At 71.9% G+C, this 20,331-nt stretch carries 19 protein-coding genes and 1 pseudogene; 16 read left to right on the top strand and 4 right to left on the bottom strand.

Annotated elements, in window-relative coordinates; translation table 11 throughout:
• Positions 1 to 8 precede the first annotated feature (8 nt).
• Together OG574_RS13540 and OG574_RS13535 are read left to right on the top strand one after the other, a co-directional pair.
• Positions 9 to 1,028: a TIGR03842 family LLM class F420-dependent oxidoreductase gene (locus OG574_RS13540; RefSeq protein WP_326773425.1), complete on the top strand. Its 1,020-nt coding sequence runs from the start codon at positions 9 to 11 to the stop codon at positions 1,026 to 1,028.
• A 139-nt stretch (positions 1,029 to 1,167) separates the two neighbouring features.
• Complete coding sequence (locus OG574_RS13535) at positions 1,168 to 2,688, top strand: NCS1 family nucleobase:cation symporter-1 (protein WP_326773424.1); 1,521 nt, start codon at positions 1,168 to 1,170, stop codon at positions 2,686 to 2,688.
• Here the strand turns inward: OG574_RS13535 and OG574_RS13530 are convergent.
• From OG574_RS13530 to OG574_RS13520, 3 genes are all read right to left on the bottom strand, one after another.
• Positions 2,685 to 3,338 (bottom strand): hypothetical protein, encoded by a 654-nt coding sequence (locus OG574_RS13530; protein WP_326773423.1) that lies wholly within the window; start codon positions 3,336 to 3,338, stop codon positions 2,685 to 2,687. The two genes, OG574_RS13535 and OG574_RS13530, sit on opposite strands and share 4 nt — an antisense overlap.
• Positions 3,339 to 3,490: 152 nt before the next feature.
• Positions 3,491 to 3,730, bottom strand: coding sequence for a hypothetical protein (locus OG574_RS13525; RefSeq protein WP_326773422.1), 240 nt, complete (start codon positions 3,728 to 3,730; stop codon positions 3,491 to 3,493).
• Positions 3,731 to 3,745: 15 nt separating this feature from the next.
• On the bottom strand, positions 3,746 to 4,606 hold the full coding sequence (locus tag OG574_RS13520; RefSeq protein WP_326773421.1) for an AraC family transcriptional regulator: 861 nt from the start codon (positions 4,604 to 4,606) through the stop codon (positions 3,746 to 3,748).
• Between the two features lie 247 nt (positions 4,607 to 4,853).
• On the opposite strand from OG574_RS13520, the gene OG574_RS13515 reads away from it, so the two are divergent.
• The 11 genes from OG574_RS13515 to OG574_RS13465 all read left to right on the top strand — a co-directional run bounded on the left by OG574_RS13515 (position 4,854) and on the right by OG574_RS13465 (position 17,436).
• Entirely contained in the window at positions 4,854 to 6,503 is a 1,650-nt protein-coding gene (locus OG574_RS13515; protein ID WP_326773420.1) for an ABC transporter substrate-binding protein, read from the top strand.
• A 56-nt stretch (positions 6,504 to 6,559) separates the two neighbouring features.
• Complete coding sequence (locus tag OG574_RS13510; protein ID WP_100591799.1) at positions 6,560 to 7,513, top strand: ABC transporter permease; 954 nt, start codon at positions 6,560 to 6,562, stop codon at positions 7,511 to 7,513.
• Positions 7,514 to 7,527: 14 nt separating this feature from the next.
• Positions 7,528 to 8,388 carry an ABC transporter permease gene (locus OG574_RS13505; RefSeq protein ID WP_384248624.1) on the top strand — a complete coding sequence of 287 codons (861 nt, stop codon included), beginning with the start codon at positions 7,528 to 7,530 and terminating at the stop codon, positions 8,386 to 8,388.
• On the top strand, positions 8,385 to 9,410 hold the full coding sequence (locus OG574_RS13500; RefSeq protein WP_326773419.1) for an ABC transporter ATP-binding protein: 1,026 nt from the start codon (positions 8,385 to 8,387) through the stop codon (positions 9,408 to 9,410). Before OG574_RS13505 ends, OG574_RS13500 begins: the two co-directional genes overlap by 4 nt.
• Positions 9,407 to 10,462 (top strand): ABC transporter ATP-binding protein, encoded by a 1,056-nt coding sequence (locus OG574_RS13495; protein WP_326773418.1) that lies wholly within the window; start codon positions 9,407 to 9,409, stop codon positions 10,460 to 10,462. The genes OG574_RS13500 and OG574_RS13495 overlap by 4 nt, the downstream gene beginning before the upstream one ends.
• A 19-nt stretch (positions 10,463 to 10,481) precedes the next feature.
• On the top strand, positions 10,482 to 12,317 hold the full coding sequence (locus tag OG574_RS13490) for a gamma-glutamyltransferase family protein (protein ID WP_326773417.1): 1,836 nt from the start codon (positions 10,482 to 10,484) through the stop codon (positions 12,315 to 12,317).
• Positions 12,318 to 12,437: 120 nt separating this feature from the next.
• Positions 12,438 to 13,289, top strand: a complete 852-nt coding sequence (locus OG574_RS13485) for an inositol monophosphatase family protein (RefSeq protein ID WP_326773416.1) — start codon at positions 12,438 to 12,440, stop codon at positions 13,287 to 13,289.
• 169 nt (positions 13,290 to 13,458) lie between these two features.
• The gene (locus OG574_RS13480; RefSeq protein ID WP_326778465.1) at positions 13,459 to 14,868 is read left to right on the top strand and encodes a phytoene desaturase family protein; all 1,410 of its coding nucleotides are present in this window, start codon (positions 13,459 to 13,461) and stop codon (positions 14,866 to 14,868) included.
• Positions 14,865 to 15,380: an O-acetyl-ADP-ribose deacetylase gene (locus OG574_RS13475; protein WP_326773415.1), complete on the top strand. Its 516-nt coding sequence runs from the start codon at positions 14,865 to 14,867 to the stop codon at positions 15,378 to 15,380. The genes OG574_RS13480 and OG574_RS13475 overlap by 4 nt, the downstream gene beginning before the upstream one ends.
• 87 nt (positions 15,381 to 15,467) lie before the next feature.
• A complete protein-coding gene (locus tag OG574_RS13470; protein WP_326773414.1) occupies positions 15,468 to 16,934 on the top strand; it encodes an AlkA N-terminal domain-containing protein in 1,467 nt (488 codons plus the stop codon).
• Positions 16,935 to 16,947: 13 nt separating this feature from the next.
• Entirely contained in the window at positions 16,948 to 17,436 is a 489-nt protein-coding gene (locus tag OG574_RS13465) for a methylated-DNA--[protein]-cysteine S-methyltransferase (RefSeq protein WP_326773413.1), read from the top strand.
• Between the two features lie 51 nt (positions 17,437 to 17,487).
• Here OG574_RS13465 and OG574_RS13460 read toward each other — a convergent pair.
• Positions 17,488 to 17,839 (bottom strand): annotated as a pseudogene (locus OG574_RS13460) (NAD-dependent deacetylase); the annotation flags it as partial.
• Positions 17,840 to 17,962: 123 nt separating this feature from the next.
• On the opposite strand from OG574_RS13460, the gene OG574_RS13455 reads away from it, so the two are divergent.
• The 3 genes from OG574_RS13455 to OG574_RS13445 all read left to right on the top strand — a co-directional run bounded on the left by OG574_RS13455 (position 17,963) and on the right by OG574_RS13445 (position 20,318).
• Positions 17,963 to 18,601 (top strand): hypothetical protein, encoded by a 639-nt coding sequence (locus tag OG574_RS13455; protein ID WP_326773412.1) that lies wholly within the window; start codon positions 17,963 to 17,965, stop codon positions 18,599 to 18,601.
• 111 nt (positions 18,602 to 18,712) lie between these two features.
• Positions 18,713 to 18,937, top strand: a complete 225-nt coding sequence (locus tag OG574_RS13450; RefSeq protein WP_326778464.1) for a ferredoxin — start codon at positions 18,713 to 18,715, stop codon at positions 18,935 to 18,937.
• A complete protein-coding gene (locus tag OG574_RS13445; RefSeq protein ID WP_442816820.1) occupies positions 18,894 to 20,318 on the top strand; it encodes an NAD(P)/FAD-dependent oxidoreductase in 1,425 nt (474 codons plus the stop codon). The genes OG574_RS13450 and OG574_RS13445 overlap by 44 nt, the downstream gene beginning before the upstream one ends.
• Positions 20,319 to 20,331 lie beyond the last annotated feature (13 nt).

Genomic DNA, 20,331 nt, shown 5'->3' with positions numbered 1-20,331 from the left:
TGGATCCCATGGACTTCGGACTCGTCCTCCAGACCGACCCCCCGGCCTCCGGCGTCGTCTCCCTCATGCAGCGTGCCGAGCGCGGGGGCTTCACCCACGGGTGGACCTTCGACTCGGCCGTGCTGTGGCAGGAACCCTTCGTCATCTACAGCCGGATCCTGGCCGAGACGTCGCACCTGACCGTCGGCCCGATGGTCACCAACCCGGGCACCCGCACCTGGGAGGTCACCGCCTCCACCTTCGCCACCCTCAACGACATGTACGGCAACCGCACCATCTGCGGCATCGGCCGCGGCGACTCCGCGATGCGCGTCGCCGGACGCAAGCCCAACACGCTCGCCCGGATCAGCGAGGCCATGAAGGTCATCAGGGCGCTCGGCCGCGGCGACGAGGCCGACCTCGGCGGGACGGTCGTCCGCTTCCCGTGGGTGCGGGACGGTGCCCAACTGCCGGTCTGGATGGCCGCGTACGGGCCCAAGGCCCTGAAGATGGCCGGCGAGGAGGCCGACGGGTTCATCCTCCAGCTCGCCGACCCGTATCTCACCCAGTACATGATCAAGGCCGTGCGGGACGCGGCCGCCGGCGCGGGCCGCGACCCGTCCGAGGTGAAGATCTGTGTGGCGGCGCCCGCGTACGTCACCGCCGACGACTCGCCCGAGGCCCTCGCCCACGCGCGCGAGGAGTGCCGCTGGTTCGGCGGCATGGTCGGCAACCACGTCGCCGACCTCGTCACCAAGTACGGCGAGCACTCCTCGATGGTCCCCGACGAACTCACCGACTACATCAAGGCCCGCCAGGGCTACGACTACGCCCACCACGGCAGGACCGGGAACCCCGACACGGCGTTCGTACCGGACGAGATCGTCGACCGGTTCTGCCTCATCGGCACCGCACAGGACCAGGTCGAGAAGCTGCGCGCCCTACGGGACCTCGGCGTCGACCAGTTCGCTCTCTACGCCATGCACGACGCGAAGGAGGAGGTGATCGACGCGTACGGGGAGCACGTGATTCCGGCGGTGAACTCCTGAGGCGTGGTGAACGCCTGAGCCCCACCTCCGTACACCCCCGGTCCCTCTCCCCGCCAGGGTCCCCACCGCCCGCACCCGCACGGCCCGTTCGCACCTCCCCGCTGTCCGAGCCCCCGGCTCCCGAACGAATGGCCTGCTCATGACCGACACCGCGCCACCCACGCTGCCCGCGGGCGGCGGCATCGACCTCAGCGCCGACGCCTACCCGTCCGACAGCCGCTACGCCAACGACGACCTGCGCCCCGTCCCCCTCGCCGAACGCCGCTGGACCACCTACAACTTCGTGGCCCTGTGGATCGGCATGGCCCACTGCATCCCGTCCTGGACCCTCGCGTCCGGCCTCGTCGCGCTCGGCATGGACTGGAAGCAGGCCGTCCTCACCATCGGGCTCGCCAACGTCATCGTGCTCCTGCCGATGCTGCTCACCGGGCACGCGGGACCCAAGTACGGCATACCCTTCCCCGTCCTCGCCCGCGCCTCGTTCGGCCTGCGCGGCGCCAACCTGCCCGCGCTGATCCGGGCGGCGGTGGCCTGCTGCTGGTTCGGCATCCAGACGTGGATCGGCGGGCAGGGCGTGTTCGTCCTGCTCGGGAAGGTCTTCGGCGGCTGGGCCGACGTCTCGCACGTCGGCGGCTACCCGTGGACCCTGTGGCTCTGTTTCGTCCTCTTCTGGGTCCTCGAACTCGCCATCATCTACCGGGGCATGGACACCCTGCGCCGCTTCGAGAACTGGGCGGCGCCGTTCGTCCTCGTCGGCGCCGTCGTCCTGCTCGTGTGGATCGCGAACAAGGCGGGCGGCTTCGGCCCGCTCCTCGACGAGCCGTCCAAGGTCGGCTGGGGACCCGACTTCTGGAAGATCTTCTTCCCCGGCCTGATGGGCATGATCGGCTTCTGGAGCACGCTCAGCCTCAACATCCCGGACTTCACACGCTTCGGCAAAGGACAGCGCGCCCAGGTCTGGGGCCAGACCCTCGGCCTGCCCACGACCATGACCCTCTTCGCCCTGATGTCCGTCCTGGTGACGTCCGGGTCCGAGAAGGTCTACGGCGCCGCGATCTGGGACCCGGTCGCGCTGGCCGGCAAGACCGACAACGTCTTCGGGCTGCTGTTCGCGCTCATCACGGTCTTTGTCGCGACCATCTCCGTGAACATCGCGGCGAACGTCGTGTCACCCGCGTACGACCTGGCGAACCTCGCGCCCAAGCTCATCAACTTCCGCACCGGCGCGCTGATCACCGGTGTCATCGGCGTCCTCGTCATGCCGTGGAAGCTGACCTCCACGCCCGAGCTGTACATCTTCACCTGGCTCGGCGTCGTCGGCGGACTGCTCGGCACCGTCGCCGGCATCCTGATCGCCGACTACTGGATCATCCGCCGCACCGTGCTCCACCTCGCCGACCTGTATCTGCCGAACGGCCGCTACTGGTACTCCGGCGGCTGGAACTGGAACGCGGTGATCGCCTTCGCCGTGGGCGGTGTCCTCGCCGTCGGCGGCTCGTACTCGACGGTCGACGCGCAGGGCTCCAAGCAGGGACCGTTCCCGGTGGACGGCCTCATCCCGTTCCTCAAGCCACTCGCGGACTACGGCTGGGCGGTCGGGCTCGGGTCCTCGCTGATCCTTTACGTGGCCCTGGCCAAGGCGCGTGGGGTCCGGATCTAACCGGTCGGTTTGCCGGTCAGCTCTGCCACCGCGTCCCCGGCCGCCTTCAGGGCGCCCTTGTAGATGCCGTCCGTCGGGGGCGCGCCGTGGGACTCGAAGTCGCTGCCGTTGTAGGTGACGGTCACCAGGGCGTTGCCGGCCCTGACCGTCACCACCGCCTCGCGGGTGTTCTGCTTGTCGTGCGAGGTGAGGGCGACGGTGATCCGGGCCTCGTCACCGAGGCCGGGCGCCGTGTCGCCCTTGCCTCGCGCGGTGAAGGCGGTGTCCGCCGCGGCGGCCGACTCCTTGATCTCGAAGGAGACGTCGAGCCAGCGGTAGTCGTAGTCCTTCAGCGCGCTCCACGAGCAGCCGCGGCGCAGCGAACGGTCGGCGGCGGCGAGTTCCTTGCCCGCCGGGTCGGCCTTAGGCACCAGCTCCGCGACCGTCTTCGCCGTGACGGCGGAGCACGGCTCGGGCGGCTTGTCGTAGGCCCGGCTGGTCGCGGACGCCGCCGACTGCGCGGCACGCTTCGTCGAGGGCTGCGGGGCAGCGGCGGGCTGCCGGGACGAATCCGCCATCGGGCCCGAGGTCCAGGCCCAGCCGGCGCACGCGAGAACCACGACCGGCAGGACCCGCACGGTCAGCGCGAGGGGGAGAGGGAGAGAACGCACGGCGTACGCCCCTTGTGCGAGGGGGAGGGGACGCCAGTGTCACACGAGTTGCCCCGGGACAACACCGCCCCCTGCCCCTCATGCGCACCATGCGCAGTTCAGTGCGTCCGCATCACCGGGCCTTCACCCCAAAGAGGCCTCCGCGTACGCGGTCAGGGCCTCACCATGAGGGCGGGCAGGGGCAGGGCGGGCTCGATGCGGTCGATCGCGGCGAAGGCGCCGTACGCGATCAGATGGACGACCAAGGCGATGTCGACGTCGTCGAGGAGGCCCGCGCCCGTGGACGCGGCGTGGAGCAGCGTGGCACACACGCCGGGCCCACGGCCGTGCCGGCCGCCCAGGCGGGGCCCGGGACCGGATCGGGCCTTGTCACCGCACGTACGCAGTGACATGCGGGGTCGCTCGCGTCACTCCCGCTCGACCGGGATCCACAGCTGGGCGTCCGCCTGTGCCGCGTCGGGTGACAGGCGCGTGCTGAGGATCTCGGGGCCCGGACGGCTCCGGTACGGGTTGGACGGGAACCACTGCGTGAACACGTCACGCCACAGGTGCTGGAGGGTCTGCGGGAACGGGCCCGAGCTGTCGAAGACGGCCCACGTGCCCGCCGGGACCATGAGGGTGTCCAGGTCGTCAGGGCCTGCGGCGGAGGCCACCACCGCGTGGTAGTAGTCGAGTTCGGTGCCCTCCGCGCGGCTCGGGTCGAGGTCGTCGCTCACCGAGACGATCCCCTCGGGTTCCTGGTCGGACAGCGCGTGGATCCGGCGCACGGTCTCCTTGTCGATGCCCCGGATGAAGTCGGCGATCGCCGGATTCATGCCCTCGTGAACGAGGGGGACCCGTGCCTTCCTGCCGACCACGTAGAACTCGGGCTTCTCCATCACTCGGTATCGCATGGTGCCGCTCCCTTCGACGATGAGCCGGAAGGACATCCGGGGCTGGGACCGCAGGGCCGCACCGGTCCGCCTGGCCTCGCCGGGGCCCACGCCGTGCAGGCCCCGGAAGGCCCGCGCGAACGCCTCGCCCGAGCCGTAGCCGTAACGCACCGCGATCTCGAGGAGCGTCCGCTCCCCGGAGAGCACCTCCGCGCCCGCGACGGTCAGCCGCCTGCGCCGGATGTACTCGGAGAGCGGCAGCCCCGCGAGTGCGGAGAACATCCGCCGGAAGTGGTACTCCGACGTCGCCGCGATCCGGGCCAGCTCGGTGATCTCGATGCGCTGGTCGAGGTGGCGCTCGATGTGGTCCATGGCCTCGTTGAGCCGGTCAAGCACCCCGGGCTCCTTCCTGTTGACATCGCTCACGCTAGGGAGGGCCCATGGTCTCGGACCCGACATCCTGTGCCCGTTCCGGTCGGGCGTGCCCGTTCCGGCCGGTTGGGGTCTTGTGACCTTCTTTGTCGGGACCGGTTATTCAATCTTCATCAAATGTGTTCCGCCATGCGGACAACCCTCTTGCCTGTGGACTGTATGCGAAATACGTTCTGCGGTATTCCTTGATCACACACGGATCATCCACAGGATGTCCCGCACACTCGTCCCCTGGCGGAGGTATCTCCTCGTGCGCCGAACAGCGGTTGCCGTCACGGCAGTTGCCCTGGTGTTGTCCACAACGGCGGGCTGCGGCTCCCTCCAGTCCTCGGCCACCGAGGTCGGCGGGGAGCGCATGACAGACGACCGGCCCGTACGGGACGGCGGCACGCTCACCGTCGCCCTCAACGCGGACCCGGACAAACTCGACCCCTCGCTCGCCCAGACCCTCGTAGGCCGCACGGTCTTCGCCGGGATGTGCGAGAAGCTCTACGACGTCGACGAGGCGGGCAAGGTCGTCCCGCAGCTCGCCACCGCTCTGCCGAAGACCTCGGCGGACGGCCGCACCGTCACCTTCTCCGTCCGCAAGGGCCTGAAGTTCAGCGACGGCACCTCCCTCGACGCGGCCGCCGTCGTCACCTCGCTGCTGCGCCACCGCGACCTGCCGGGATCGGCCCGCGCGACCGAACTCGCCCCGCTCAAGGGCGCCGAGGCCACCGGCGCGTACTCCGTGAAGCTGACCCTCAAGCAGGCCTACGTCCCGCTCACCGCCGTACTCGCCGACCGCTCGGGCATGGTGATGTCCCCGGCAGCGCTCAAGAAGTACGGCAAGAACTTCACGAACCACCCCTCCTGTGTCGGCCCGTTCAAGTTCGTCGAGCGCGTCGGCGGCGACCGCATCGTGCTCGCCAAGGACCCGAACTACTACGACGCGCGCGACGTCCACCTCGACAAGGTGATCTACAAGCCGATCCCCGACGGCAGCGTCCGCCTCGCCAACCTGCGCTCCGGAGACGTCCAGATCGGCGACCAGATGGCCCCGGTCGATGTGAAGAGCGCGCTCACCGAGCCCAAGCTCCAGCTGTTCAACTCGCCCTCGCTCGGCTACCAGGGCATCGGGCTCAACGTCGGCAACGTCAAGGGCCTCGGCCAGAAGCCCGGCAAGCTCGACACCCCCCTCGCCCGCGACGTGCGCGTCCGGGAGGCCTTCGAGCTGTCCATCGACCGCGACCTGATCAACAAGGTCGTCTTCCAGGGCATGTACGAGCCCGCCTGCGGACCTGTCTCGCCCGAATCCGCCATCGCGCCCGGCGTCGCGGCCTCCGCCTGCCCCAAGCGCGATGTCGCCAAGGCGAAGCGGCTGCTCAAGGCCGCAGGCGTGAAGACCCCGCTCAAGATCGAACTCAAGACCTCCACCACGCCCGAGAACAGCCGTCTCGGCCAGGTCGTCCAGGCCATGGCCAAGGAGGCCGGCTTCGCCGTCTCCCTGCGCCCCACCGAGTACGCGACGATGCTCGAGGAGACCGATTCCGGTCACTACGACGCCTTCACCAGCGGCTGGTCCGGGCGCCTCGATCCCGACGGCAACATCGCCAGCTTCCTGCAGACGAAGGGTGCCATGAACGCCTACGGCTTCTCGGACGACGAGACCGACGCCCTGATCGAGCGCGGCCGCACCGAGGCCGACCCCGCCGAACGCGCCAAGATCTACGGCGAGTTGACCCGCCGCGCGAACGACGCCCACGCGCTCGTCTACCTCTACCGCCAGAAGAACTACGTCGTCGCAGGGAAGGACGTCGCGGGCATCCGCGTCTACGGCGACGGCCTCGTCCGCGTGAAGGATGCGGGGTACGCCAAGTGACGACCAGCCACATAGCCCTGCCGAAGGGGCGGTCCGCCCTCTTCGCGGGCCATCCGATGGCCGCGTACGTGCTGACCCGCGTACGCCAGTCCGTCATCACCCTCTTCCTCGTCTCGATCGTCGTCTTCGCGGGGATCCGTGCCCTGCCCGGCGACCCGGCCCTCGCCCTCGCCGGCGAGGAGCGCAGCCCCGCCGCGCTCGCCGCGATCCGCGCCGAGTACGGGCTCGACGACAACATCGTCATCCAGTACGGCCGTTTCATCGGGCACGCCCTCACCGGCGATCTCGGCACCTCGTCACGCACCGGCCTGCCGGTGTCCGACGCCATCGGCCAGGCCCTGCCCGTCACTCTCGAACTGGCCGCGCTCTCGCTCCTGCTGGCGGTCGTCCTCGGCATCGGCGCGGGCATCGTCGCCGCCGTACGCCGTGGCAGGCCCGCCGAGTGGATCGCCAACGGCCTCGCCCTGCTCGGCCTCTCGGTCCCCACCTTCTGGCTCGGCATGGTCCTGGTCCTCGCCTTCGCCATCGCCGTCCCGGTCTTCGCCGCCTCCGGATACGTCCCCTTCGGCACCGACCCGCTCGACAACCTGCGCCGCATGGTGCTGCCCGCGATCGTTCTCGGCTCCGGGCTCGCCGCCGTCGTCATGCGGCAGACCAGGGCCGCGATGCTCGACTCCCTCTCCGCCGACTACGTGCGCACCGCCCGCGCCAAGGGCCTGTCGCGCCGCGAGGTCATCGGCGGCCACGCGCTGAGGAACTCCCTGGTCACCGTGGTGACCGTGCTCGGACTCCAGCTCGGCCACCTCATCTCCGGCGCTGTCGTCACCGAGCAGATCTTCGTCCTGCCCGGCTTCGGCAAGCTCACCATCGACGCCGTCTTCACCCGCGACTACGCGACCCTCCAGGGCGTGGTGCTGTGCACCTCCGCCGCCTACATCCTCATCAACCTGCTGGTCGACGTCGCGTACTCGGTCATCGACCCGCGCATCCGGCTCGGAGGCGCCAAGTGACCACGGCCCTTTCCCTGACAGCTGTACGTTCGCGCGCCGCGGGCAGCGCCAAGCTGCGCGCCCTGCGCAAGAACCGGCTCGCGATGACCGGCGGTGTCATCGCCGGCGTGTTCGTCCTGGCCGCGCTCTTCGCGCCGCTGATCGCCCCGTACGACCCCGCGCAGCCCGACTTCGGCAACGTGCTCGCCGCGCCCGACTGGTCGCACTGGCTCGGCACCGACGACCTCGGCCGCGACCAGCTGTCCCGCGTCGTCTTCGGCGCCCGCGCGTCCATGCAGGTCGGCGTCCTCGCCGTGATCCTCGCGTTCGTCGTCGGCGTCCCCCTGGGACTGCTCGCCGGCTACTACGGCAAGCTCGCCGACAGCGTCGTCTCGCGCGTCACCGACACGATGCTCGCGTTCCCCTTCCTGGTCCTCGCCGTCGGTCTCGCCGCGGTGCTCGGCCCGTCCCTCACCAACGCGACCATCGCGATCGGGATCTCGCAGATCCCGGCGGTCATTCGCATCACCCGCGCGGAGACCCTGCGGCTCAAGCACGTCGACTACGTCGCCGCCGCCGTCGCCAACGGGGGAGGGGACGGCACCGTCCTGTTCCGCCACGTCCTGCCCAACGCGACCTCGGCGCTCGTCGTCCAGGCCACCGTCGGCATCCCCGCCGCGATCATCGGCGAGGCCCTGCTCAGCTTCCTCGGTCTCGGCGTGCAGCCGCCCGAGCCGTCCCTCGGCGTGATGCTGTCGTCCGCCCAGTCCTTCCTCGCGCCCGCGCCCTGGATGGCGGTCTTCCCCGGCCTCGCCGTCGTCGCCGCGACCCTGGCGTTCAACCTGCTCGGCGACGGCCTGCGCGACGTCCTCGACCCCCGTGGAGCGACCCGATGAGCCCCGACCCCGTGCTGAGTGTCCGCGACCTCTCGGTGTCCTTCCGTTCGGACACCCGCACCGTCCACGCCGTCGACCACGTCTCGTACGACCTCGCGGCCGGCGAAGTCCTCGCCGTGGTGGGCGAGTCGGGCTGCGGCAAGTCCGTCACCTCCATGGCCGTCATGGGCCTGCTCCCGCCCACCGCGCACATCACCGGGTCGATCAGGCTCGGGACACGCGAACTCGCGGGCGGCGACGACAAGGCGTACGGGAAGATCCGCGGCAAGGACATCGCGATGATCTTCCAGGAGCCGATGACCTCCCTGAACCCGGTGCTCACCATCGGCCGGCAGATCGGTGAAGTGCTCCGCCGGCACCAGGGGCTGAGCAAGAAGGAGGCACGCGCGCGTGCCGTCGAACTCCTGGACCTCGTGGGCATCCCCGCCCCGGCCCAGCGCGTCGACGAGTACCCGCACCAGCTCTCAGGCGGTATGCGCCAGCGCGTGATGATCGCCATCGCGGTCGCCTGCGACCCGGCCGTCCTCATCGCCGACGAGCCGACGACCGCCCTCGACGTCACTGTGCAGGCGGGCATCCTGGAGGTCCTCCAGTCGCTGCGCGAACGCCTCGGCACGGCGATCGTCCTCATCACGCACGACCTCGGCGTCGTCGCCGACATCGCCGACCGCGTCCTCGTCATGTACGCGGGCCGGCCCGTCGAACAGGCCCCCGTGGACGAGCTGTTCGCGGCGCCCCGCCACCCGTACACCCGCGGACTCCTCTCGGCGGTCCTGCGGCCCGGCGCCTCGGCCGCCGCGGACGGGGGCGGCAAGCGGCGCCTGCCCGAGATCCCCGGCCTCGTGCCGAGCCTCGACTCCCAGCCCGACGCCTGCACCTTCGCCCCGCGCTGCGCCCGCGCCGACGAGCAGTGCACGACGGCGAGGCCCGGCTTCAAGTCCGTCACCGACGACGCCGGAGCCGGCGCCCCGCACAGAGCCGCCTGCTGGCACCCGAACACCCTCCAGGAGGCCGCACAGTGAGCACCCCGGTCCTGCAACTCGACGCCCTGGAGCGGCACTTCACCGCGTCCGGCGGCACCGTACGCGCCGCCGACGGCGTCACCCTGACCGTCGGCCGCGGCGAAGTCGTCGGCCTCGTCGGCGAGTCCGGCAGCGGCAAGTCCACCGTCGGACGCTGCGCCGTACGCCTCGACGAGCCCACCGGCGGCACCGTACGCATCAACGGCACCGACGTGACGACCATGTCCCGGCGCGCCCTGCGCCCCCTGCGCAAGGACTTCCACCTCGTCTTCCAGGACCCCTCGTCGTCCCTCGACCCGCGCATGACCGTCGGGCAGATCGTCGCCGAACCGCTGCGGCTGCACGGCATCGCGAAGGGCGAGGCGGCACGGGCGCGCGTGGCGGAACTCCTCGCCCAGGTGGGCCTGCGCCCCGAGCACGCCGACCGGCACCCGCACGAGCTGTCCGGCGGCCAGCGCCAGCGCATCTCCATCGCCCGCGCTCTGTCGGTCGACCCGGCGCTCCTCGTCGCCGACGAGCCGACCTCCGCCCTCGACGTGTCCGTCCAGGCGTCCGTCCTCAACCTGCTCGCCGACCTCCAGCGCGACCGCGGCTTCGGCTGCCTGTTCATCACCCACGACCTCGCCGCCGTCGAGTACCTCGCCGACCGGATCGCGGTCATGTACCTGGGCCAGATCGTCGAACAGGCCCCCACCGCCGAGCTGTTCGCCGACCCCAAGCACCCCTACACGCAGGCCCTCCTGTCCGCGGCGCCCGTGCCCGACCCGGTCACCCAGCGCACCCGCGAACGCATCGTCCTCAGCGGCGAACTGCCCAGCCCGCTCGCGCCGCCGCCCGGCTGCCGCTTCCACACGCGCTGCCCGCTCGCCGTCGACCGCTGCCGCACCGAGGTCCCGGCACTGCGCACCCTCGAAGGCACGGACGGCGGCCGCGAGGTCTCCTGCCACCTCGTCGCCGACGACGGCACCGCCCCCGACGCCGCGGCACCCCGAACCGCGGACACCGACGAGTCACTTCGTACGATCCCTCACAGCCGCCCCGCATCCGCCTGACGTCCGAGGAGCACCACCCTTGTTCACCACCCGGCCGACCCTCCAAGGCACCTTCGGCATGGTCTCGTCCACCCACTGGCTCGCCTCCCAGTCGGCCATGGCCGTCCTGGAGAGCGGTGGCAACGCCTACGACGCCGCCGTCGCCGCGGGCTTCGTCCTGCACGTCGTCGAACCGCACCTGAACGGCCCCGCCGGCGAGGTCCCGATCATCCTCGCTCCCGCCGACGGGGAGGTCAGCGTCCTGTGCGGGCAGGGCGTCGCGCCCGCCGGGGCCACCGTCGCCCACTACCGCTCCCTCGGCCTGGACCTCGTCCCCGGCACCGGCCCCCTGGCCGCCGCCGTGCCCGGCGCCTTCGACGCCTGGATGCTCCTCCTCAAGGACCACGGCACCAAGTCCCTGTCCGAGGTGCTGAGTTACGCCATCGGGTACGCCGAGGACGGGCACGCGCCCGTGGAGCGCGTCGGCGAGACCGTCGACACCGTGCGCGCCCTCTTCGAGAACGAGTGGCACTCCTCGGCCGAGGTCTACCTCAAGGACGGCGCGTCACCGAAGCCCGGCGAGCTGTTCCGCAATCCCCAGCTCGCCGCGACGTGGCGGCGCGTGATCGAGGAGGCCGAGGAGAGCGCGGGCGACGACCGCGTCGCGCAGATCGAGGCCGCCCGCGCGATCTGGCGCGAGGGCTTCATCGCCGAGGCCCTCGTCCGGCAGGCCGGCCGGCCCACCATGGACACCAGCGGCACCCACCACACCGGCACGCTCACCGCCGCCGACCTGGCCGGCTGGTCCGCCACCTACGAGGCGCCCGCCACGTACGACTGGAACGGCTGGACCCTGTGCAAGGCCGGCGGCTGGAGCCAGGGCCCCGCCTTCCTCCAGCAGCTCGCCCTGCTCCCCGACGAGCTGCCCGCCTACGGCTCCGCCGAGTACGTCCACCTGCTCATCGAGGGCTGCAAGCTCGCCATGGCCGACCGCGAGGCCTGGTACGGGGACGCCGGTCCCGAGGACGTGCCCGTCGCCGAGCTCCTGTCCGACGAGTACAACGCCACGCGCCGCGCCCTCGTCGGCGACAAGGCGTCCCACGATCTGCGGCCGGGCAGCCCGCGCGGCACCGAGCCCCGGATCTCCGCGCACGCGCACGCCGTGGCGGCGGGGGAGGGCGGGTTCGACGCCATGGGGGTAGCGGGCGCCGGAGCCGGTGAGCCCACCGTCGCCAAGAGCGGTGACCAGGAGGTCGCCGCGGACGGCGCGACCCGCGGCGACACCTGCCACCTCGACATCGTCGACCGCTGGGGCAACATGGTCGCCGCGACGCCGTCCGGCGGCTGGCTCCAGTCGAACCCCGTCGTGCCCGAGCTCGGCTTCCCGCTCGGCACCCGTCTCCAGATGGCCTGGCTGGACGAGGGCCTGCCGAACTCGCTCACGCCGGGACGCCGTCCCCGTACGACCCTGACACCCTCGCTCGCCCTGAAGGACGGTGTGCCGGTCCTCGCGTTCGGCACGCCCGGGGGCGACCAGCAGGACCAGTGGCAGGTCCACTTCTTCCTCGCCGTCGCCCTGCGCGCGGCCGTGCGCGGCGGGCTCGACCTCCAGGGCGCCGTCGACGCCCCGAACTGGCACAACGACTCCTTCCCCGGCTCCTTCTACCCGCGCGGCATGCGGCCCGGCAGCGTCACCGTCGAGTCCCGCATCGGCGAGGACGTCATCGAGGAGCTGCGCCGCCGCGGCCACGACGTGACGGTCGGCGAGCCCTGGTCGGAGGGCCGCTTGTGCGCCGTCGCCCGCGACCCGGAGACCGGCGTCCTGTCGGCCGCGGCGAACCCGCGCGGGATGCAGGGGTACGCCGTCGGCCGCTGACGGATCAGGCGGCGTACGGATCGATGTACCAGGGGTGGGGTTCCGCGGTATTCAACGGGATTCCACCCCTCGTACACCGGGCGGGTACGGGTTGTCAGTGGAGCGTGCTCTCATGGAGGCATGATCGAAGCACAGGAAACGACGGAAAGCATCGACGACTTTCTCGTACACGGGGTCACCGAGGTGGAGCGCGCCGTGCGCGCCGCTGCCGCCGCAGAGGTGATGCCCCGCTTCCGGCAGCTCGCCGAGGGTGACGTCGCCCAGAAGAGCGGCCCGCACGACCTCGTGACCACCGCCGACCGGCTGGCCGAGGAGTATCTGACCCGCGAGCTGAGCGCCCTGCTGCCAGGCTCCGTCGTCGTCGGCGAGGAGGCGGTCCACGCCGACTACGCGGTCTACGACGCGATAGGCGAGGACGCCCCGGTGTGGATCGTCGACCCGGTCGACGGCACCCGCCAGTTCGTCCACGGCGACCCCGGGTTCTGCATGCTCGTCGCGCTGGCCCAGCACGGCACGGTCCTCGCCTCCTGGACGTTCGCACCCGCGCTCGGCGAGTTCGCCGTAGCGGTCCGCGGCAAGGGCGCCTGGCTCAACGGCGAGGCGCTGCACGCCGGTTCGCCCGGTGCGGACGAGCCCATCGACGTGGCGACGTCGCACCCCGACTACACGACGGACGCGCAGAAGCGCGACCTCCTGGGCCTGTGGACCGACGGGGTGCGCCCGCGCCCGTGCGGCTCGGCCGGCCTTGAGTATCTGGCCGTCGCCCGCGGCGAGTTGGACGCCACCGCCTTCTCGTGGGAGGCCGCGTGGGACCACGCGGCGGGGCTGCTGCTCGTCGAGGAGGCGGGCGGCACGCACCGGACGAAGGCGGGCGAGCCCTTCCGGATCACCGGGGGGAACGCACTGCCGTTCACGGCGGCCCGGGACAAGGCCACCGCCCGGCGCGTGGTGGACCTGCTCGGCGGCGAGTGACCCGGCGGCCGGGCGCCCTGGCAGGGCCCGCGCCCATGACCTGCGACGACCCTCGGCGCACCTGCGCGCAGCCCGTCCGGGAACGCCCCGCGCCCCGGCTCTGTCAGCCCTCCGGCATATCCTGGCGGCCAGTGGCCTCGGCTGACAAAGGAGTCCGAAGGTGCCGTCGATGCTCGATGCCGTCGTCGTGGGTGCGGGACCGAACGGACTGACCGCTGCCGTGGAGCTGGCCCGCCGAGGCCTCTCCGTGGCCGTCTTCGAGGCCAGGGACACCGTCGGCGGAGGCGCGCGCACCGAGGAGCTTACCCTCCCCGGATTCCGCCACGACCCGTGCTCGGCCGCTCACCCTCTGGGGATCAACTCGCCCGCGTTCAGGGGCATGCCGCTGGACCGGTACGGCCTGGAGTGGCTGCACGCCGAGCTCCCCATGGCGCATCCCTTCCCGGACGGCAGCGCGGCCGTGCTGTCACGCTCCGTCGCCGAGACGGCCGCTTCGTTCGGGCCGCACGACGCGGGCACCTACCGCCGTCTCGTCGCGCCCCTCCTGCCCAAGTGGGACGCGCTTGTACGGGACTTCATGGCGCTGCCGCTCACTTCCCTGCCGCGCGACCCGCTCACCCTGGCCCGCTTCGGGCTCACGGGGCTCCCGCCGTCCACATGGCTGATGCGCCGCTTCCGCGACGACAGGGCGCGCGCCCTGTTCTCCGGCCTCGTCGCCCACGCCATCGCCCCGCTCGGCGGCCTCGGAACGGGAGCCGTCGGCCTCGTCTTCGCGCTCGCCGGCCACGCGCGCGGCTGGCCCGTCGCCCGCGGCGGCTCACAGTCGATCTCCGACGCGCTCACCGCGTACCTCGAGGACCTCGGCGGAGCCGTCCACACGAACTACGAGATCAAGCGCCTCGACGACCTGCCGCCCGCCCGCGCCTACATCTTCGACACCTCGCCCACGGCGCTCGCCCGCATCGCCGGGCTCGGCAGCTACTACGAGCGCTTCCGGTACGGCGCGAGCGTCTTCAAGCTCGACTACGCGCTCGACGGACCCGTGCCGTGGACCGCGAAGGAGGCCAGGAGCGCGGGCACCGTCCAGGTCGGGCCCGGCAGCCGCGACATCGCGGCGGCCCTGCACGCCGCGTCCCGCGAGGGCCGTGCCCCGGACAAGCCCTTCCTCATCACGGTCCAGCCCAGCGTCATGGACCCCTCCAGGGCGCCGGCGGGCAAGCACGTCTTCTGGGCGTACGGGCATGTCCCGAGCGGCTGGGACGGCGACCTCACCGACGCCGTCGAGCGGCAGCTGGAGCGCTTCGCGCCCGGGTTCCGCGACCGGATCCTGGCGCGGGCCACGGCGGGACCGCCCGAGCTGGCCGCGCGGAACGCGAACTATGTGGGCGGTGACATCGCCTGCGGCGCGGTGAGCGGGCTCCAGCTGCTCCTGCGGCCGAAGCTGTCCCTGTCGCCGTACACGACGCCGCACCCCGCCGTCTTCATCTGCTCGTCCGCGAGCCCGCCGGGGCCGGGCGTCCACGGCATGTCCGGGCACAACGCGGCCAAGGCCGTGTGGAGGAGGATCCGCGCGTCATGACCCGAATCACCCTGGTCAAGGGCGACATCACCGCCGAGACCGCCGACGCCATTGTGAACGCGGCCAACTCCTCGCTGCTCGGCGGCGGCGGGGTCGACGGCGCGATCCACCGGCGCGGCGGCCCCGAGATCCTCGCCGAGTGCCGCAGACTCCGCGCCTCGTCCTACGGCAAAGGTCTGGCCACCGGGCAGGCGGTCGCCACCACGGCCGGGAATCTGGACGCCGGCCATGTGATCCACACCGTCGGCCCGGTCTGGTCCGCGTCCTTGGACCGGTCCGAGCTGCTCGCCTCCTGCTACCGCGAGTCGCTGCGTGTGGCGGCCGGGCTCGGCGCCCGGACCGTGGCCTTCCCCGCGATCTCGACCGGGATCTACGGCTGGCCGCTGGACGACGGGGCGCGCATCGCGGTCCGCACCGTGCGAGAGGTCGCCACGCCACCCGTCGAAGAAGTCCGGTTCGTCCTCTTCGACGACAGGGCGTACGCGGCCTTCGCCGACGCCCTCGCCGACTGACCGCTCCCCGCCGAGGGCCCGCGCGGCCCGCACGTCGATGTCGGATTCTCGCCAGCCAGGGCGGTGGCCATCGGCGATGCTTACTGCATGCACACCGATACCGACCGATGCGTCCGGGCCGTCCAGTCCAAGGACGCCCGCTTCGACGGCTGGTTCTTCACCGCCGTCCTGACGACCCGGATCTACTGCAGGCCCAGCTGCCCGGTAGTGCCTCCGAAGCCCGAGAACATGACCTTCCTGCCCAGCGCCGCCGCCTGCCAGCAGGCCGGATTCCGGGCCTGCAAGCGATGCCGCCCCGACACGAGCCCCGGCTCCCCGGAGTGGAACCAGCGCGCCGACCTGGTCGCCCGCGCCATGCGCCTCATCGGCGACGGCGTCGTCGACCGCGAGGGCGTCCCCGGCCTCGCCGGACGCCTCGGCTACAGCCCCCGCCAGGTCGAGCGCCAGCTCCTCGCCGAGCTGGGCGCGGGCCCGCTCGCCCTGGCCCGCGCCCAGCGTGCCCAGACCGCGCGCATCCTCGTGGAAACGACCGACCTGCCGATGGCCGACATCGCCTTCGCCGCCGGCTTCTCCTCCATCCGCACCTTCAACGACACGGTCCGCGAGGTCTTCGCGCTCTCCCCGAGCGAGCTGCGCACCCGCGCGCCCAGGAACGGTGCCACGGCACCCGGCGCGATCACGCTGCGCCTCCCGTTCCGCGCCCCGCTCAACCCCGACAACCTCTTCGGCCACCTCGCCGCGACCGCCGTACCGGGCGTCGAGGAGTGGCGCGACGGTGCGTACCGGCGCACGCTGCGCCTCCCCTACGGGCACGGCATCGTCACCCTCACGCCCACCCCCGACCACATCGGCTGCCGCCTCGTCCTCACCGACCAGCGCGATCTGACCGTCGCGATCAGCCGCTGCCGCCGCATGCTCGACCTGGACGCCGACCCCGTCGCCGTGGACGAGCAGCTGCGCGCGGACCCGCTGCTCGCCCCGCTCGTCGACAAGGCGCCCGGCCGCCGGGTGCCGCGCACCGTCGACGAGCCCGAGTTCGCGGTCCGCGCCGTACTCGGCCAGCAGGTGTCCACGGCCGCCGCCCGCACCCACGCCGCGCGCCTCGTCACCGCGCACGGCGAGCCCGTCGACGACCCTGAGGGCGGCCTCACCCATCTCTTCCCCTCACCGGCGTCCCTCGCGGCCCTCGACCCCGAGGCGCTCGCCCTGCCGCGCAGCCGCCGCACCACCCTGACCACACTGGTGCGCGAACTCGCGGAGGGCACCCTCGTCCTCGGCCCGGAGAGCGACTGGGACGAGGCCCGTGCCCGGCTCATGGCGCTGCCCGGATTCGGTCCTTGGACGGTCGAGGTCATCGCGATGCGCGCCCTCGGCGACCCTGACGCCTTTCTGCCCACCGACCTCGGAATGCGGCGCGCCGCACAGGAGTTGGGGCTGCCCCACACCCCGGCCGCCCTCACCGCGCGCGCCGCGTCCTGGCGCCCCTGGCGCGCGTACGCCGTCCAGTACCTGTGGGCCACCGACGACCATCCGATCAACTTCCTCCCCGCGTAAGGGACTCGGCATCATGACCGGCAAGAAGCACCACGTCCTCGACAGCCCCTACGGGCCGCTCACGCTCGTCGCCACCGACGGCACACTCAGCGGCCTCTACATGACAGACCAGCGCCACCGCCCCGCCGAGGAGACCTTCGGGGAGCGCGACGGCCGGCCCTTCGGGGCGGTCATCGACCAGCTGGAGGCCTACTTCCGGGGCGAGTTGAAAGAGTTCGACCTGCCACTGCGCCTCGAAGGGACGCCCTTTCAGCGCAGCGTCTGGGAGCAGCTCCAGCGCATCCCGTACGGGGAGACCCGCACCTACGGGGAGCTCGCCGAGGCCCTCGGCAACGCGAACGCGTCCCGCGCCGTGGGGCTCGCCAACGGCAAGAACCCCGTCGGCGTCATCGTCCCCTGCCACCGCGTCATCGGCGCGAGCGGCGGCCTGACCGGCTACGGCGGTGGCCTGGAACGCAAGCAGCGCCTCCTCGACTTCGAACAGGGCGCGGCGCTGTTCTAGCGGGATCCGTTACTCCGGATCCCTTACTCCGGATCCCTTACGCGGGATCCCTTACGGGGTCAGCTCGCCGAGGAGCCGAGGAAGCGCCGTCCCGATCGGCTCCCGCACGACCTCGGCGGCCTGGTCGTCGTACGGCGTCGGCTCGGGGTTCACGATGACGACCCGCGCCGTTGTCCGCCGCGAGGCCCGCGAGGCCCGCGACTCCCGCGGCGGGCTGCACCTGGAGGCTGCTGCCGACGGGGAAGAACACCTGGCGCACCTTGGCGATCGACACCGCCTCGCCCAGCGTCACCGGGCCGAGCCGCTCCCCGGACATCACGGTCGGCGGCTTCAGGATCCCCCCGCCCACCAGACAGGCGGGATCGTCCTCGCCCGCCTCGACCCGCGCGACGGCGTCCGTCATCGCGTCCCCGGTACCCATGGCCTGTTTGGCGCATCGCTGTCTTCCTCCCGAGTGACCCCGGTGGCGCGAGCCCCGGATCGCTGGTGTCTGTACGAAGGAGGACCAGGCAGAAAGCGGGAGACCATGGAGCGACAGCACGAGCGCCTCGCGACACCCTGGGCCGCCGGGGTGGCCGGGGTGGTGTTCGCGATCCTGATGGCCGCGGCGATCGTCCTGATGCGCATCGCTCTGCCCGGCGGCAACGGCGGGGGCGAGGTAACCGTCGATGCCGGACAGCGCAGCGCGGTGCGGACGGCGCTGGCGCTGCTCCCGTTCGCCGGGATCGCCTTCCTGTGGTTCATGGGCGCCCTGCGCGAGCAGGCCGGCGAGGGTGAGGACCGGTTCGTCTCCACCGTGTTCCTGGGCAGCGGCCTGGTCTTCGTCGCCACCCTGTTCGGCGCCGCCGCGGCAGCGGGAACCGTGCTCGACGAGAGTCAGCAGAACCCTCCTTTCGGCCGGCACTTCGCCTACGCCCTGCTGACCACGTACGCCATGCGGATGGCGGCCGTGTTCATCATCACGACCTCGACCATCGGCCGCCGGCTCGGCACCGTCCCGCGCCCGCTCGTCGCCCTCGGCTACCTGGCGGGCCTTACGCTGCTCGTGGTGGGAGCGAACCTGCCCTGGTCCGAACTGGTCTTCCCGGCCTGGGCGTTGCTCGTCAGCCTGAACATCCTGCGGCGTCGGCGTCCCGCCCGGCCACAGCCGGCCACATCGACCTGAGCCGGCCACACCGCTCACTCGAACGGTCGCCTTCTCGTCGCCGCATCCCGTCCGGACACCGAGGGTGGTCACAGGGGGCTGAGCGGGCCGTTGGAGAGGACCGATCCCGTGGTGAGGATTGCCGTCGACCTGAACCGCTGTCAGGGGTATGCGCAGTGCGCGTTCCTCGCGCCCGAGGTCTTCGCCATGCACGGCGAGGAGGCGCTGCTGTACCACCCGGAGGCCGACCAGGCGCAGCGCGAGAAGCTGGCCCAGGCCGCCGCAGCGTGCCCCGTTCAGGCCATCCTGGTCGATGCGGTGGACGCCCCGGCCGAGGCGGTGTCCGGTGAACGGTGACGGATCACTGGAACGGCTCAAGCGCGAAGGCCGCATCGTCGTCGTCGGCGCCTCGCTGGCCGGCCTGCGGGCTGCGGAAACCCTGCGTGACAAGGGCTTCGCGGGCTCCCTGACCATCATCGGTGACGAGCCCTACGAGCCGTACGACCGACCCCCGCTGTCCAAGCAGGTGCTGCTGGGCAAGGCGACCGCCGACGGTACCTCGCTGCCCAGGCGCCGGTCCGTCGACGCGACCTGGCGGCTCGGGGTCCCGGCCACCGGCCTGGACATGCCCGCCAAGCGGGTGCGGCTGGCCGACGGCGACGAAGTGCCGTACGACCGGCTGCTGATCGCCACCGGGGTACGGGCGCGACCGTGGCCTCGCGAGGCCGAGGCGGAACTAGACGGCGTCTTCGTGCTGCGGACCCGCGACGACGCAGCCGCGCTCGCACGGCGGCTCGACGAGGGACCCAAGCGGGTCTTCGTCATCGGCGCCGGGTTCACCGGCTCGGAGATCGCCTCCGCCTGCCGCGAACGCGGCCTCCCGGTCACCGTCGCCGAGCGCGCCGCGGCGCCCCTGGCCGGCGCACTCGGCGGGGTGGTCGGCGCGGTCGCCGCCGGACTCCATCGCCAGCACGGCGTGGACCTGCGGTGCGGAGTCATGGTGACCGCTCTGGAGGGCGACGCCTCGGGACGTGTGCGTGCCGCGCACCTGTCCGACGGCTCCACCGTGGAGACCGACGTGGTGGTTGTTTCACTCGGCGCCACCCGCAACACCGGTTGGCTCGCCGGATCCGGACTCGGGGCGGGCCCTCGCGGGATCGCGTGCGACGCCGGCTGCCGCGCGTTCGACATCCGGGGAATCGTGACCGACGACATCTATGTGGCGGGCGACGTCGCCCGCTCCCCGCACGCCTTGTTCGGCTACCAGTTCCTGTCCCTGGAGCACTGGGGCAATGCCGTGGCCCAGGCCGGGATCGCGGCGCACAACATGCTGAGCGAAAGTACCGACCGGCTCCCCCACATGTGGATGCCTGCCTTCTGGTCCTCGCAGTTCGGAGTCAACATCAAGTCGGTCGGGGTGCCGTCACTGGGGACGGAGATCTTCATCTCCCAGGGTTTGCTCGAGGAGCACCGCTTCGTCGGCGTCTACGGGTACCAGGGGCGCGTCATCGGTGCGGTCGCCTTCGACCATGGCCGGTGGATGCCGTTCTACCAGGAGTTGATCGAGACCACCGCGCCGTTCCCGCCGCCGTTCCTCACGGTCGACCGGCGCTCGGAGGGTCAGCAGCCGATGGACGCGGACTACCCCGACCCGTCGGTCCCCACTCACGGCCCCACCGTGACCCTCAGCGGATACTCGCCGGCCGACCGCCGGATGACGTTCACCCCTGCGCACTGACCCGCAGCACGGC

Source organism: Streptomyces sp. NBC_01445, from assembly GCF_035918235.1.
Taxonomy (GTDB): Bacteria; Actinomycetota; Actinomycetes; order Streptomycetales; family Streptomycetaceae; genus Streptomyces.
This window is presented reverse-complemented; position numbering and strand designations above follow the sequence as displayed.

Excerpts from the sequence above, each read along its gene's own strand:
- OG574_RS13540 (WP_326773425.1), top strand. The coding sequence starts at position 9 with ATGGACTTCGGACTCGTCCTCCAGACCGACCCCCCGGCCTCCGGCGTC.
- OG574_RS13535 (WP_326773424.1), top strand. The coding sequence starts at position 1,168 with ATGACCGACACCGCGCCACCCACGCTGCCCGCGGGCGGCGGCATCGAC.
- OG574_RS13525 (WP_326773422.1), bottom strand. The coding sequence starts at position 3,730 with ATGTCACTGCGTACGTGCGGTGACAAGGCCCGATCCGGTCCCGGGCCC.
- OG574_RS13515 (WP_326773420.1), top strand. The coding sequence starts at position 4,854 with ATGTCCCGCACACTCGTCCCCTGGCGGAGGTATCTCCTCGTGCGCCGA.
- OG574_RS13510 (WP_100591799.1), top strand. The coding sequence starts at position 6,560 with ATGGCCGCGTACGTGCTGACCCGCGTACGCCAGTCCGTCATCACCCTC.
- OG574_RS13500 (WP_326773419.1), top strand. The coding sequence starts at position 8,385 with ATGAGCCCCGACCCCGTGCTGAGTGTCCGCGACCTCTCGGTGTCCTTC.
- OG574_RS13485 (WP_326773416.1), top strand. The coding sequence starts at position 12,438 with ATGATCGAAGCACAGGAAACGACGGAAAGCATCGACGACTTTCTCGTA.
- OG574_RS13480 (WP_326778465.1), top strand. The coding sequence starts at position 13,459 with ATGCTCGATGCCGTCGTCGTGGGTGCGGGACCGAACGGACTGACCGCT.
- OG574_RS13475 (WP_326773415.1), top strand. The coding sequence starts at position 14,865 with ATGACCCGAATCACCCTGGTCAAGGGCGACATCACCGCCGAGACCGCC.
- OG574_RS13470 (WP_326773414.1), top strand. The coding sequence starts at position 15,468 with ATGCACACCGATACCGACCGATGCGTCCGGGCCGTCCAGTCCAAGGAC.
- OG574_RS13465 (WP_326773413.1), top strand. The coding sequence starts at position 16,948 with ATGACCGGCAAGAAGCACCACGTCCTCGACAGCCCCTACGGGCCGCTC.
- OG574_RS13455 (WP_326773412.1), top strand. The coding sequence starts at position 17,963 with ATGGAGCGACAGCACGAGCGCCTCGCGACACCCTGGGCCGCCGGGGTG.
- OG574_RS13445 (WP_442816820.1), top strand. The coding sequence starts at position 18,894 with ATGCGGTGGACGCCCCGGCCGAGGCGGTGTCCGGTGAACGGTGACGGA.